Below are 12,921 nucleotides of genomic sequence, written 5' to 3'. Positions count from 1 at the left end.
TTCAAGCCATATCGAGCGTGATCGCCACCGGGCAATGGTCCGACGCTTTCGGCCGATCCCAGCCGGCGCGCGGAAAGCGCTCGACTTCCTGGCCGGCCGGAAAGATCGTGCGCCAGGGCTGGCCGTTGCGGATGATGTCGGGAACGGCGGTGGCGTTCTTTGCCGCCAGCCCCTTGGAGAGCAGGATATAGTCGAGCTGGCAGAGATGCCGCTCGTCCGGCCCGCGCGTGTGATAGAAGGTCCAGCGGTTCATTTCCGGCCGTCGCTCGACAACGTTCTCGCAGAAGCCGCCGGCCGTCAGCACATTGATGCAGGACTGGTTCTCGTCGACCATCTCGAAACGGTAGCCGTCGACATCGTCGCCGGCGATCTTCACGCGCTGGCGGTAGTCGTTCATGTCGCCGCAGATCGCCCAGCGCTTGTCGGCGGCATGATCCCCGCCGAAGCGCTCCTCGATGATGCGGCGCACCGCTAGCGCCTCGGCGACGCGCACCGGCATCGTCGCCTCGCGTCCATCGAGCCCGTTGCGCGGCGAGCCCATCGACTTGAAATGCACGAGATAAAGCGTCAGCGGCACGCCGCCGACGGTGATGTCGACCTCCAGGCAATCGCGGCGGAAGATGCGTTCATTGGCCTGGTTGCCAAGTGCCAAGAGTTCCGGCGTGTGCAGCCCGAACTGTTCGTAGGTGACGTAGGCGTGGCTGGTCATGCGCACGAATTCGATCGGCTGGCCCTGCGCGGTCTCGTTGCGCATCATCACGGCGACATCGATGCCGCGCGAATCATTGCCCGACGTGGTGTATTTCTGCCGGTAGCCCTGCCCCACCATCTTGAACAGATAGCCATATTCGAAGGCCTTCAACGCCTCGATATTGTCGACCTCCTGCATGCAGATGATGTCGGCACGGGTGGCGGCGATCGCCAGCGCCGTCAGTTGGCGCGTGTCGTCGGACTGGGCGATGGCGCGGGCCTGCTCCAGCATCTTGTACTCGGCCTCGCTCTGGATATCGAACAGCGCCAGCGTCCGATCTTCGTTGAGCTGGTTGCGATAGCCGGAAAAATCGAACCTGTTCATCAGGTTCTCGACATTGAAGGTGGCAAGGCGCAGCGACATGTCCTGACCTTTGCCTGCAAGTGCTGGAGAAGACAAGATCGCAGAACCACAAGCAGGGATCGATTGGTCCTGGCGGCATTCGCGCCATGGTTGACGGAACCTTTCCGTTCATCCGCCGTTCAGATGCAAAGATCCACAGTGACCCCATTCCAGGGTAGGCGTGGGGCCTGTATCTCTTGGAGAGTGCAATGATTTCGCTCTTTTCTTCCACCGTAAAATCCGGGCTGATTGCGCTCGGCATTGTCTCCGGCATTGCGGCACCGTCGGCCGCCGGACCGATCCTGCAGCCGGATCTGTCGATTCCCGCCAGCACCGCGGCACCTACGGTCACGCCGGTTCGTGATGGCTGGGCGGGCGGCAACGACGACTGGAGATGGCGCCGCCATGACTGGCGTCGCAACTGGAGCCGCGGCAATTGGAACGGCGGCAATTGGAACGGCGGAGGTGACGATTGGCGCTGGCGCCAAGGTCGCCGTCACTATCACGGTGGCTATGACGATGGCGCTGCCGCGGTTTTGGGCCTTGGTCTGGGGCTCGGGCTTGGCAGCATGTACAACAACTACGATTACTATGCGCCACCGCCGCGCCGCTACTATCGCGCCGGGCGACTTTCCAACGCCCATGTCCGGTGGTGCTACAACAGGTACCGGTCGTATCGCGCTTACGACAACACGTTCCAGCCCTATAACGGCCCGCGCCAGCAGTGCTGGTCGCCTTATAGCTGAGTTGACCCACGAATAGCCAACGGCGCCGCGCATCGCGGCGCCGTTTCGTGCGCTGGCACCGAGCCTCCACGGCTCAACGGAACCGCGAGCACAGTGACGCGCAGCGCTCCGGCGCGATCGGTCGGCTACTGGCCTGGATCTTTGGCTTAATCCTCCTGCGCCCTCGCGGACAGCTGCTTCAACACGCCAAGGAAGTCGTTGAACCGCTGCTCACCGATCTCCTGCGCCCATTCCGCATGCAACCGCCGCAGGCAGGTGAAAATCGTCTCGACAAGCTGCCACCCGCGCGCGCTCAGGTAGATGAGGCGCCGGTCGCTGCCCTCGGGAGAGCGCCTCTCGATATAGCCGAGCTCCTCGAGCTGGATGAGCAGGTAGTTGACCGCCTGCCTCGACATTCGCTTCTGGCGAGCCAGTTCCGACGGCCTTACGCCATCTGGAAGGGGATACGAGAACACGGCGAAGTGAGCGTCCTGGAAGTCGGTGAAGCCGGCGTCATGAATGGCCCTGTGCATCTGGTTGCGAACGTGTTGCCAGGTGATGCGCAGGAGAGCCCCGAAGAACGGCGGGCCAAGCTCTCTTTCGGGCTCCGGCGGTTCTGTCGTCTGACCGGCCGTTGACATTGTTGTAAAGTCCTTTTACAAATTTCGTAAAGCCACTTTACAACAAGGAACATGTCGATGGAAGCGAGTACACAGAGCGTCCTGAGGATCGGTGAGCTGGAGTTGCGCTTCCTGGTCTCAGACAAGGGTGCAACCGTGTTTGAATTCGTTGTCCCATCCCGCGCCCGCGTACCCGCGCCACACTACCATCAGGAGGCGGACGAAACGCTGTATGGGCTGGAAGGCATTTTGACGATCACCGTTAATGACCGAAAGCAGGAACTCGGCGTGGGAGATGCCGTCTTCATTCCGCGCGGAAGTGTCCACCACCACGAGAATCTGCACGACGGCGTCTCGCGGACTTTGGCCGTTCTGACGCCGGGGTCCATCGGGCGCCGCTACTTCGATGAGATTGCCGAGGTCATCAATGTCCCCGGCAAGCCCGACCTGGCCAAGGCGAACGAGGTCATGCTGCGCCACGGGCTCGTGCCCGCGTAGGTCCCCAGCCGAGGGGCGGCACCCAGCAGTGCGGGTGTATCGTTACGACTGGCTCACTGCGACCATTCGCAGTGAGCCTGATTGAGGTACGACTGAGTATGAACCCTTAGTTCTTGGCCTTGTCGACCAGCTTGTTCTTCGAAATCCACGGCATCATCGCGCGCAGCTTGGCGCCGACTTCCTCGATCTGGTGGCTGTCGTTCATGCGGCGGATGCCCTTGAAGCGCGACAGGCCGGAGCGGTATTCCTGCATCCATTCCGAGGTGAATTTTCCGGTCTGGATGTCCTTCAGCACGCGCTTCATCTCGGCCTTGGTCTCGGCGGTGATGATGCGCGGGCCCGAGACATACTCGCCCCATTCGGCGGTGTTCGAGATCGAGTAGTTCATGTTGGCGATGCCGCCTTCATAGATCAGGTCGACGATCAGCTTGACCTCGTGCAGGCACTCGAAATAGGCCATCTCGGGCGCGTAGCCGGCTTCCACCAGCGTCTCGAAGCCAGCGCGGATCAGTTCGACCAGGCCGCCGCAGAGCACGACTTGCTCGCCGAACAGATCGGTCTCGCATTCCTCGCGGAAATTGGTCTCGATGATGCCCGAACGGCCGCCGCCGACGCCGCAGGCGTAGGACAGCGCGAGATCAAGCGCATTGCCCGAAGCGTCCTGGTTGACGGCGACCAGGCACGGCACGCCGCCGCCCTTCTGGTATTCGCCGCGCACGGTGTGACCCGGGCCCTTCGGCGCGATCATGACGACATCGACGGTCGACTTCGGCTCGATCAGGCCGAAATGCACGTTGAGGCCGTGCGCGAAGGCGATCGCCGCACCGTCGCGGATGTTCGGCGCGATTTCGTTCTTGTAGATGTCGGCCTGCAGTTCGTCGGGCGTCGCCATCATCACCAGGTCGGCCCATTTGGCGGCGTCGGCCACGCTCATCACCTTGAGCCCGTCGGCCTCGACCTTCTTGGCGGTCGCCGAGCCGGCCTTGAGGCCGATGGCGATCTCCTTGGCGCCGGAATCCTTGAGGTTGAGCGCATGCGCCCTGCCCTGGCTGCCATAGCCGATGATGGCGACCTTCTTGCCCTTGATCAGGTTAAGATCGGCATCACGATCGTAATAGACGCGCATTTTGTCTTCCTTCCCGTTTCTTGAGATCAGAGGCCTTGCGGCCTGGTTTTTGCTCCGAAAAGAGCGAGAAACTGCTGCGTCGCGCGGACGGCATCGCCGCCGATCGTCGCCTCAGTCAATTCCAGCCGGTCGCCGAGCAGCAGACGGATCTGCACGTCGCGGGCGACCAACCCGAAAAAGCTACGGAACGCCGTCTCGGCATCCGCGAAATCCAAAAGCCCTGCCTGCCGGCCTGCCTCCAGCACCGGCTTCAGCCGCTTGGCCAACGCGAAGCGACCATTTTCCAACACGACGGCGCCAAGGTTATCCTTACCCGAGCCGGCATGGCTGACCGCCACCCGGTTGAGCGCGATCGAAGTATCGCTGGAAATCACCTTCAGCCAGTCAGAAGCGAAGCGCTCGAGGCTTGCCGCCAGCGAGGCAAGGTCAAGGCCCTTGCCGTCGACGGGCGCCACCCGCACCTTGGAAGCCTGCCACTGCACGGTTGCCGTCAACAGCCCGTCGCGGTCGCCGAACCATTTGTAGAGCGTTTCCTTGGAGCAACTGGCCCGTCTGGCCACGGCGGTCATGGTCAGTTGATCGCCCTCCTCGACCAGCAGCCGCAATGCTGCATCCAGAACGGCCTTCTGCCGCTCCGTCAGCGCTTGGCTGCTATCGATGTCGGCGTTTGCCAGCAACACGCTCTGTTCCCGTTCGATGGCCAACACCGTGGATCATCCCACAGCCGTACCGTACGTTACGGTTCGGCATATTGCGCAATCCGGTGATCGGCGCAAGAGGGAAAAGTAGAAATATTCGCCTGCAAATCGCGACGGTGCGCAATAGCAGCTCAGGCCAGCCTCAATCTCCGGCAGGCGGATGGCGCAGCCGGCCAAGCAGTGCCGACATCGTGTTCAGCTCGTCCGGCGTAAGCCTGGCGCCAACCAGTTCGGCGATCGACCTGCCATAGACGGCCCACATCCGCCGGCGCGTCTCTCGCCCCTTGGCCGTGATGCGGATGGTCTGGCCGCGGCCGTCGTCGACCACCGTCAGCTTCTCCACCAGCCCGTCGACCTCGAGCCGGGCCAGAAGCCGCGAGATGTTGTATTGCGCAAACAGAGTGCGCTCGATCAATTGAAACGGCCGCAAGCCACCCTCACCCGCCTCGGCGAGCTCGTGCAGCACATCGTACCAGGCAAGCGGCGGCAGGCCGCCCTGCTTCAACGCGTCTTCAGCACTCTCCACCAGCTGGCGCGAAACGCGCATCAGGCGAGCCCAGGCCTGGATGGCTTCCGGCGAAGGCGTGGCTTTCTCGGTCATGACCGTACCATAAGAGATAGATGCAATTGCATCAAGCTTGACGATCAATGCATCTGCATCTACATAGATGCAATTGCATTAATACCGAAAGGCAAATCATGTCCGACAAACTCGTTCTCGTCAGCCATCCTCTCTGCCCCTATGTCCAGCGCGCGGCGATCTCGCTGACCGAAAAGGGCGTGCCGTTCGAACGCGTCGACATCGACCTCGCCGACAAGCCGGACTGGTTCAAGGCGATCTCGCCGCTCGGCAAGGTGCCGCTGCTGCGCGTGCAGCGAAATGGCGAGGAAACGACAATCTTCGAATCCGCGGTCATCCTCGAATTCCTCGAGGAGACCCAGGCCAATCCTCTGCACCCCGCCGACCCCTATGCCCGCGCCCGCCAGCGCGCCTGGATCGAGTTCGGCTCGGCCAGCCTGAACGCCATCGGCCGGCTCTATTCGGCACCGACCGAGGCCGGCTTCCTCGCCGAGTCCCGCGCCCTGTCGGGAATGTTTGATCGCCTTGAGGCCGAACTGGCTGATGGCACCGGCCCATGGTTCGCCGGCGACCGCTTCTCGCTCGTCGATGCGGTCTACGGCCCAGTTTTCCGATATCTCGACGCTTTCGACCGGATCGGCGATTTCGGCATCCTGGATGGCAAGCCGCACGTCCAGGCCTGGCGGCAGGCGCTGCGTGATCGGCCGTCGATCAGGCACGCCGTGGCGCCGGACTATCCGCAGCGCCTGCACGCCTTCCTGCAGGCAAAGGGGTCTTTTCTGTCGAGCCTCATCCGCCCAAACGATCAAGCCGGGCCATTTGCGTTGGCGCGATCGGCTTGAAAGCTCAGCTCACACGCAAGCAGTCGCTTTGACCGGTCTCAGTTCTCGAACATGACAAAGGCAGCCCAGACCCGCGGGTCCTGGGCGCCCAATATCTTGCCGTCACGAGCATCGCGGCGGGTCTGGCGCAGCGCTTCCGGATAGGTCTGTCCAGCGGCAAGATGGTTGTAGAACCCGACCATGAAGGCGGCGGTCCCGGCGTCGTCCACCGGCCACAGCGTCAGCAGCGCGCGTTTGGCGCCGGCAATGTCGATGGCCGTCGGCAGGCCACGTAAGCCGCCGACGAACGTCTCCTGGCCACGTGCCGTCTCGCAGGCGGACAGGACAAGCAGGTCCAGGCCCGACAGATTCCAATTCATCAATTCCATGCCATAGAGCCGGCCGTCATCATCGTCACGTTTCATCGACTGCCGGTCTCCCGATTGCGACAGCACGACCTGGCTCTGCCAAAGCGCATTCACGGCGCCCACACCGCCCTCTTTCTCATCGCGGTAGGCGCCATGGGTGGCCAGATGCGCAATCGTCGCCTGCTCCATATCCTCGCGCAACGTCCGTTCGCTGGCCGCCGGTCCGGTAAGCATTTCGACCGAATAGTCATCGTCACGCAGAATCGAGGCGATCGTATCGACCTCCTTGCGGGTCCCTGGCAGCGGCTCCGCTCCCTTCTCCGACCCTCGCGCATAGTCCAACCCGCCGGCCAGCAAAGCTTTACCGGTCTTGGGAAAACCCTGATCGACGCCGGCATTCAACAGCGCTTCCGGCCTCGTCAGCATGCGCACGACGAAGCGGTCGTCGAGCCACGCGCCCTCACCGTCCTGCAGCAAGGGGAACGGCACTGAAAACAGCTTTCCGTCCGGCACCACGAAAAGCGTGTCGGCGCCGCCAAGCGATTGCTCCAACGGTGCGATCAGACCGGCATAAAGGCCGGTGAATGTGGCGTTCAGATCGATCAATGTCACGGCGCCGCGCTCCTGCGCGGAACGCGTCGACCGCAGATTTGCCATGCGTGTTTCGCGAGCGGCCGGGATGATCCGGCGCGGATCGCCGAGATCGTAGAGGCTAGGCTGCTGGTCCTTGCGCGTGACGATGGCATAGAGGCGCTCATCTTCCAGCGGATAAGCACTCTCCCGATCCGCCCGCCACTTGCGGGTGATGAAGTAGTCGATCAACACCTCGTTTGGCTTCAGCAGTGTATCGGCCGACGGCAGCGGCTTGTCCACCACGCTCTGGCTGAAACTGTATTTGGCCATGACTCTGGCGGTGGCCTTTTGGTATGCAGCCTCGACCTGTTCCGGCTGCACCGCACCTGGATCGTCGGAACTGTCACCGCTGGACGCCGCCTCCTGATAGGCCAGCGACAGCCGGATCCCGGTCTGGATCAAATACCGTGTCTCCGCATCGTTCGGATCGATCAAGCGAGACAGTCTTCGCAACAGATCGCGTTTTTCATTTTCAAGCGTCGGCCAGCGGCGCACGGCTTCGGCAAATGCCGGCACCACCGATGCATTGTCTTTTGCCAGGCGCGCATAGTCGTACAGCATGTCGTCAGCCAGGGCTCGGCTGGCCTCGGCGACGACTGGGTTGCCAGCGGTGCTTACCTGAAACCAATTCCAACGCAGCATGTCATCGTCGAGTGCCGCGAAATCGGCGGCCGCCGCCTCCGGATTCGTCTTCGCCTTGAGATTGGCCAAACCCTGCCGCGCGGCAAAGGTCAGCGGGTGCACCACCCCGTATGTCGCTTCGGCGATGCTTTGGGCTCGCTCAAGTTGGCTCATACTGTTTTCCGGGTCGCCCACTGCGATGAAATGCGCGGCGAGCAGGTGAGCGATGTTGATTGCCAGTATTTCGGGATAGTTCGGGTCGGTGGTCAGTTGTTGCAGCCGTGCCAGCGTCGGCTGGTCGAACGGCTGCGCACCAGAGAGCACCCTGGTGTAGAGCAGCCATGCGTCGGCCTGTTCGACCAGATTGCCTTCCTGCTTGAGAACGACGGCAATGTCCCGGTCCTGCTGGAAGTGACGCAACGCCTCGTCGTACTTGCCAAGGTTCAGATAGTCCTGCGCCGTGTTGTTGGCGCTGACCAAAACGTTGAAATGATTTGGACCGTAGTAGCCGATCCGCTTCTCCAGCACGGCCAGATCGTACTGCAAGGCACGTGTCGGAGCCCCCATCTGACGCAGCATGTCGGCCAGATTGTTCTGCAGCTTCCAGATGAAACGATCATCGGTACCGGTCACCTGCTCGGCCAGCTTCAGATTGCGTTGTTCGATATTGATGGCTGAAGCGATTTGACCGAATGCGGCAACCCCGGTCGCCAACACATCATTGGCATAAAGGAGTTCCTGGGATTCCTTGCCATGGTAATGGGCGTATAGATTGGTCGCTGTCGCGCACATGGAAACAAGGCCCTTATAGTCCTTCTCGGCCTGCTTCAGCATCGCGTAATTGAGATAAAAGTCGCCGCGCTTCTCGACATCCTGCTGCATCGCCCGGGTTTTCAGCCCTTCGGCAAAAATCTCCTCGGCATGGTCGAGGATCTGGTTGTTCAGGAACGTCGCGCCTGCGTTCGAATAGCTCTCCACGGTGAATTCGTAGAGGTCGCTTCTGGCGGCATCGAGTAGCGTTGCGCGCAATTGCGCGTAGCCTTCATCGAAGCGTCCCGCGTCCATCATCAGCTTGTAGGCCGCGTCGATGCGGGCTTTCAGCGCCTCCTGACTGTCAGCCGCCCCCTGCTGGCTGGCCTGGGCTGGCGTCTGGGCTTGGGCCTGAGGGAGAGGCAATGCCACGACCAGCATCAACAGGAACGATGCAACGATGCGCATCAGATGTTGCGATTTTCGCGCTCTGAACATGGCGTGCATGCGGATCGGCCCAGACGAACACTCTATGACGCGGTCGTATCATGAACCCGATTTTGTCCGAAATCCCACCGCGCTTCCCTAAGCCCTGCCCGCCTGAACGGATCGATCACCGTGCCGGCGACCATCGAGGCCAGAAGCTGCGGCGCCGGTGGGATCTTTGCGATGGTCGCCACCAGCCTGTCGCGGATGAAGGGCAGCGCCGTGGAATCCGACTGGTAGAACGGCGTGAACGCCAGCGACAGCGCCTGAAAGACACGCACATGCCAGCGCCGCGCCTTGGCGTAGGTTTCAAGCGCTGCCTCGACGCTCTGCGTGCGCGCCAGCGCATGGCTGAGCGCCGCCGCGTCGAGCAGCGCCATATTGGCCCCTTGCCCAAGCTGTGGGCTGGTCGAATGCGCGGCATCGCCGATGACGGCCAAGCTGCGACCGACGGGAAGCTTCATCGTGTGATGGCCGTAGCGGGCCAGCGAGAGCTGATCGAAACCGTCGATCTGGCTGGTATACGCCTCGCTCTGCGGCCACAGCCGCACCACCCGTTCCTTCCAGGCATCGATGCCGACAGCGCGCACCGCATCGGCATCGGCCGGCTTCAGGCTCCAGAAGAAGGCCGCCATCCTCTCGGCGCCCGGTTCCGGCCGGCCGATCGGCAGCACGCCGATCATCACGCAGGCCTTGTCGTAGCGCTGTAGAAGCGCGTGTTCGTCAAAGCCCTCGCCGCGCCAGTCGAGCGAGGCCCAGAACGCGCCATAGGTGAGTGGCCGTGGTGCACCTGCATTGCCCACGCTCTGCCGCAGTTTCGAGCGCGAACCACTGGCGTCGACAATCAAGTCGAATGGCCCTGCCCGTCGCCCATTGCCACAGATCAGCGTCGCCCGTTCGCCGGCCTCCATGGTCTCGATCTCGACGCCCGTCTCGATGGCGATGGCCTCACGTCGGGCGGCGCGAAACAGCACGCCGAACAGGGCCGCGCGGTGCACCGCCAGGCCGAAACGGTGGCCGCGCTGGGCGTCGTAGCGGACGTCGAGCACGGTGCGGCCGGTCGAGGCGTCGGCGCCATGCAGCCGGTCGATGCGGGCGCCGAGCGCCAGTATGTCATCGAGCAGGCCGAGATCGGCCAGAACCGTCAAGCCGGTCGGCTGCAGGATCAGCCCGGAGCCGACCGGCTTCGGCTCCTCGAAGCGCTCGACGAGGGTGACCCTATGCCCGGCACGCTTGAGATAGAGCGCCATGGCCAGCCCCGCCGGGCCAGCGCCTGCAATTGCGATGTCGTAGGAAATGCCGATGCCCCCAAGCCGAACTGGCCGGGACAATCCTTCAGGCGCCTGATGAAATCAAGTCGCGGCGCGAACGCTGCCCGGCTGTTCAAACCTGTGTTGCGTCGAAGCCGGCACGCGCCGCGCGCACCGCATCGTGGTTGAGCTCGGCCCACTGGATCAGCTGGTGCAAGGCGCCGAACATCGAGCGCCCGAGATCGGTCAGGCTGTATTCGACACTCGGCGGCTTGGTCGGGAACACTTCGCGACGCACATAACCGTCGCGTTGCAGTTCGTGCAGCGTCTGGGTGAGCATGCGCTGCGAGATATCAGGAACGAGCCGCCGCAGTTCGCCAAAGCGATAGGGCTTCTCCGCGAGCGCCATCACCAGCAGCGGACTCCATTTGCCGTTGACGCCCTGCATGACGTCGCGAACCGGACAGTCGGCGAAGTTGGCGCCGGCCGTCATGGCTTTATAGATCTCGATCTTCGATTTCAGATTGACGATCTTGCCGTCCATGGCTGGTTCCCTGTGTGTGCCTACCTCCCGAAAAACTGCCTTCTTTACGGCACCGGGTCAATTCCTATTTTAGTGCTGGTCTCTTTTTGAGACCATTATGAGCACCCGCCACGCTGGCGCAAATCAGGACCTCCCCATGACCGAAACCCTCCTTGTCACCGGCGCTTCCGGCCAGCTTGGCCGCGCCGTCATCCGCCATCTGCTGGACGCTCAGAAAGTCGCGCCGGCAAGCATCATCGCCACCACGCGCGGCCCCGAAAACCTCGCCGACCTGGCGGCACTTGGCGTCACCGTCAGGGCGGCCGACTTCAACGATCCGGCTTCGCTGGAGAAGGCATTTGCCGGCGCCGACCGCGTGCTGATCGTCTCGACCGGCGATCTCGACCTCAAGAGCGACCGTCGCCTGAAGCAGCATCAGACCGCGGTGGCGGCGGCCAAGGCAGCCGGCGTTTCGCATCTGCTTTATACGTCGATGCCCAATCCTGAACCTGTTTCGCCGGTGCTGTTCGCCGGCGACCATTACGGCACCGAGCAGGCGATCAAGGCGAGCGGCATCCCCTACACCATCTTCCGCAATGGGTGGTATCAGGAGAACCTGTTCCTGGCGCTGCCGCACGCCATTGCATCCGGCAAGTGGTACTCCTCGGCCGGCAATGGCCGCATCGCCCACGGCGCCCGTGACGACATGGCCGCTGCGATCGCGGCAGGCCTCGCATCCGGCACAAAGGAGAGCAATATTTACACGCTGACCGGCCCGCACGCCTATACGACGAGCGAGATTGCCGCTCTGGTGACGGAAGTCACCGGCAAGCCGCTGGAAGTCATCCAGCTGCCGGATGAGGCGCTGACCGAAGGCGTCAAGGCAGCGGGCCTTCCTGAGGACTTCGCCCGTATCATTGTTTCCTTCGACGCCAACACGCGGTCCGGCCGCATCGCCATGGTGACGGACGCGGTCGAAACGCTTTCCGGCAGGAAGCCCCAGACGCTGAAGCAGTTTCTTGAGGCCAACAAAGCCGCTCTGGCCGGCTGAAAACTTCGCGGCGGCTGGTCTTCCTGCCGCCGCGCTACTTCTTGAGCAGGCCGAGCCGGATCAGGCTCTCGCCGGTAGCGGCCAGCGCATCCTCGCGCGAGCGCGGCGCCCAGCCGAGCAGGCGCACCGCCTTGGCGTTGGTGGCATTCTTGACCTTGCCCAATTCCGTCACCAGCTGCGCGGCTTCCGCGTTGAACAGCCCGACGATCCGCACCAGCCAATCGGGAAGCTCCCGCGTCTTGACGCGTGCCGCCGCATCGCCGAGCCGCGCCTTCAAGGTCTGCGCGATCTCCCGCACGGTCATGAAATCACCTGATACAGCCAGGAAGCGCTCGCCCTTCGCCGCCGGATTGGTCATGGCGCGCACATGCAGGTCAGCCACGTCGCGCGCATCGACAACGCCGAAGGACAGGCGCGGCAGGCCCGGCATGGCACCGTTCATCATGCGCTGGACGAATTCGGTGGAGGTCGAATGGTCCGACCCGAGCACCGGCCCGAAAATGCCGACCGGATTGACGACCGCAAGCTCTAGCTTGCCGCCCTCAGTGGCGATGAAATCCCAGGCCGCGCGCTCGGCAAGCGTCTTCGACTTCACATAGGCGCTGACCTTGGCCATCGGATCGGTCCAGCTCTCTTCGGTGAATGGCCCGGGCGGCATCTTGCCGTAGCCGATCGCTGCGAAGGACGAGGTCAGCACGACACGTTTCACACCGGCGTCCCGCGCCGCCCGCAGCACCCGCAATGCGCCTTCACGAGCCGGAATGATCAGGTCATCCTCGTGCTTCGGCACGCCGGGCGGAAATGGCGAGGCGACATGGAGCACATAGTCACAGCCGGCGACCGCTTGCGGCCAGCCTGCGTCGCTCATGAGGTCGGCGATGGCAAAGGAGAGCCTGTCACCCGGCTCAACGCCGCCGGCCTTCAGCATAGCGAGCACATCGGCTTGCCGCTTGGCGGAGCGCACGGTCGTGCGCACGCGGTAGCCCGCCTTCAAGAGTGCGATAATGCAGTGGGCGCCGAGGAAGCCCGATCCGCCGGTGACAAGCACCAATTCGCCGCTCATGTCCGCCTCCTGTCA

Annotated in this window: 13 protein-coding genes; 4 read left to right on the top strand and 9 right to left on the bottom strand. The window is 63.0% G+C overall.

What is annotated here, in order from left to right; genetic code table 11:
* Window position 1: 1 nt before the first annotated feature.
* Window positions 2-1,114 carry an endonuclease/exonuclease/phosphatase family protein gene (locus HGP13_RS17350; RefSeq protein ID WP_172227590.1) on the bottom strand — a complete coding sequence of 371 codons (1,113 nt, stop codon included), beginning with the start codon at window positions 1,112-1,114 and terminating at the stop codon, window positions 2-4.
* Window positions 1,115-1,302: 188 nt separating this feature from the next.
* Between HGP13_RS17350 and HGP13_RS17345 the strand changes: the two genes are divergently transcribed.
* Entirely contained in the window at window positions 1,303-1,839 is a 537-nt protein-coding gene (locus tag HGP13_RS17345) for a BA14K family protein (RefSeq protein ID WP_172227588.1), read from the top strand.
* 146 nt (window positions 1,840-1,985) lie between these two features.
* Here the strand turns inward: HGP13_RS17345 and HGP13_RS17340 are convergent, their stop codons facing one another.
* Window positions 1,986-2,459, bottom strand: a complete 474-nt coding sequence (locus HGP13_RS17340; protein WP_172227586.1) for a MarR family transcriptional regulator — start codon at window positions 2,457-2,459, stop codon at window positions 1,986-1,988.
* Between the two features lie 57 nt (window positions 2,460-2,516).
* Here HGP13_RS17340 and HGP13_RS17335 point away from each other — a divergent pair, with 57 nt between their 5' ends.
* Window positions 2,517-2,936, top strand: a complete 420-nt coding sequence (locus tag HGP13_RS17335) for a cupin domain-containing protein (RefSeq protein ID WP_172227584.1) — start codon at window positions 2,517-2,519, stop codon at window positions 2,934-2,936.
* 106 nt (window positions 2,937-3,042) lie between these two features.
* Here HGP13_RS17335 and ilvC read toward each other — a convergent pair whose 3' ends face one another.
* From ilvC to HGP13_RS17320, 3 genes are all read right to left on the bottom strand, one after another.
* Window positions 3,043-4,062 carry a ketol-acid reductoisomerase gene (gene ilvC / locus HGP13_RS17330; protein ID WP_172227582.1) on the bottom strand — a complete coding sequence of 340 codons (1,020 nt, stop codon included), beginning with the start codon at window positions 4,060-4,062 and terminating at the stop codon, window positions 3,043-3,045.
* A 26-nt stretch (window positions 4,063-4,088) separates the two neighbouring features.
* On the bottom strand, window positions 4,089-4,742 hold the full coding sequence (locus HGP13_RS17325) for a TetR/AcrR family transcriptional regulator (RefSeq protein ID WP_172234754.1): 654 nt from the start codon (window positions 4,740-4,742) through the stop codon (window positions 4,089-4,091).
* A 160-nt stretch (window positions 4,743-4,902) separates the two neighbouring features.
* Entirely contained in the window at window positions 4,903-5,361 is a 459-nt protein-coding gene (locus HGP13_RS17320) for a MarR family winged helix-turn-helix transcriptional regulator (RefSeq protein WP_172227580.1), read from the bottom strand.
* Between the two features lie 98 nt (window positions 5,362-5,459).
* Here HGP13_RS17320 and HGP13_RS17315 point away from each other — a divergent pair, with 98 nt between their 5' ends.
* Window positions 5,460-6,182 (top strand): glutathione S-transferase family protein, encoded by a 723-nt coding sequence (locus HGP13_RS17315; RefSeq protein WP_172227578.1) that lies wholly within the window; start codon window positions 5,460-5,462, stop codon window positions 6,180-6,182.
* Window positions 6,183-6,220: 38 nt separating this feature from the next.
* Here the strand turns inward: HGP13_RS17315 and HGP13_RS17310 are convergent, their stop codons facing one another.
* The 3 genes from HGP13_RS17310 to HGP13_RS17300 form a co-directional block, all read right to left on the bottom strand.
* Window positions 6,221-9,001, bottom strand: coding sequence for a CHAT domain-containing tetratricopeptide repeat protein (locus tag HGP13_RS17310; protein ID WP_172227576.1), 2,781 nt, complete (start codon window positions 8,999-9,001; stop codon window positions 6,221-6,223).
* Between the two features lie 62 nt (window positions 9,002-9,063).
* Window positions 9,064-10,350 (bottom strand): NAD(P)/FAD-dependent oxidoreductase, encoded by a 1,287-nt coding sequence (locus tag HGP13_RS17305; RefSeq protein WP_172227574.1) that lies wholly within the window; start codon window positions 10,348-10,350, stop codon window positions 9,064-9,066.
* 52 nt (window positions 10,351-10,402) lie between these two features.
* The gene (locus HGP13_RS17300; RefSeq protein WP_172227572.1) at window positions 10,403-10,813 is read right to left on the bottom strand and encodes a helix-turn-helix domain-containing protein; all 411 of its coding nucleotides are present in this window, start codon (window positions 10,811-10,813) and stop codon (window positions 10,403-10,405) included.
* Window positions 10,814-10,949: 136 nt separating this feature from the next.
* Between HGP13_RS17300 and HGP13_RS17295 the strand changes: the two genes are divergently transcribed.
* A complete protein-coding gene (locus HGP13_RS17295) occupies window positions 10,950-11,843 on the top strand; it encodes an SDR family oxidoreductase (RefSeq protein WP_172227570.1) in 894 nt (297 codons plus the stop codon).
* 34 nt (window positions 11,844-11,877) lie between these two features.
* On the opposite strand, the gene HGP13_RS17290 is transcribed toward HGP13_RS17295, so the two are convergent.
* Complete coding sequence (locus tag HGP13_RS17290) at window positions 11,878-12,906, bottom strand: aldehyde reductase (RefSeq protein WP_172227568.1); 1,029 nt, start codon at window positions 12,904-12,906, stop codon at window positions 11,878-11,880.
* Window positions 12,907-12,921: the final 15 nt, after the last annotated feature.

It is taken from the genome of Mesorhizobium sp. NZP2077, assembly GCF_013170805.1.
Taxonomy (GTDB): domain Bacteria; phylum Pseudomonadota; class Alphaproteobacteria; order Rhizobiales; family Rhizobiaceae; genus Mesorhizobium.
The sequence above is the reverse complement of the archived record's forward strand: the minus strand, read 5'-3'. Positions and strand labels throughout refer to the sequence as shown.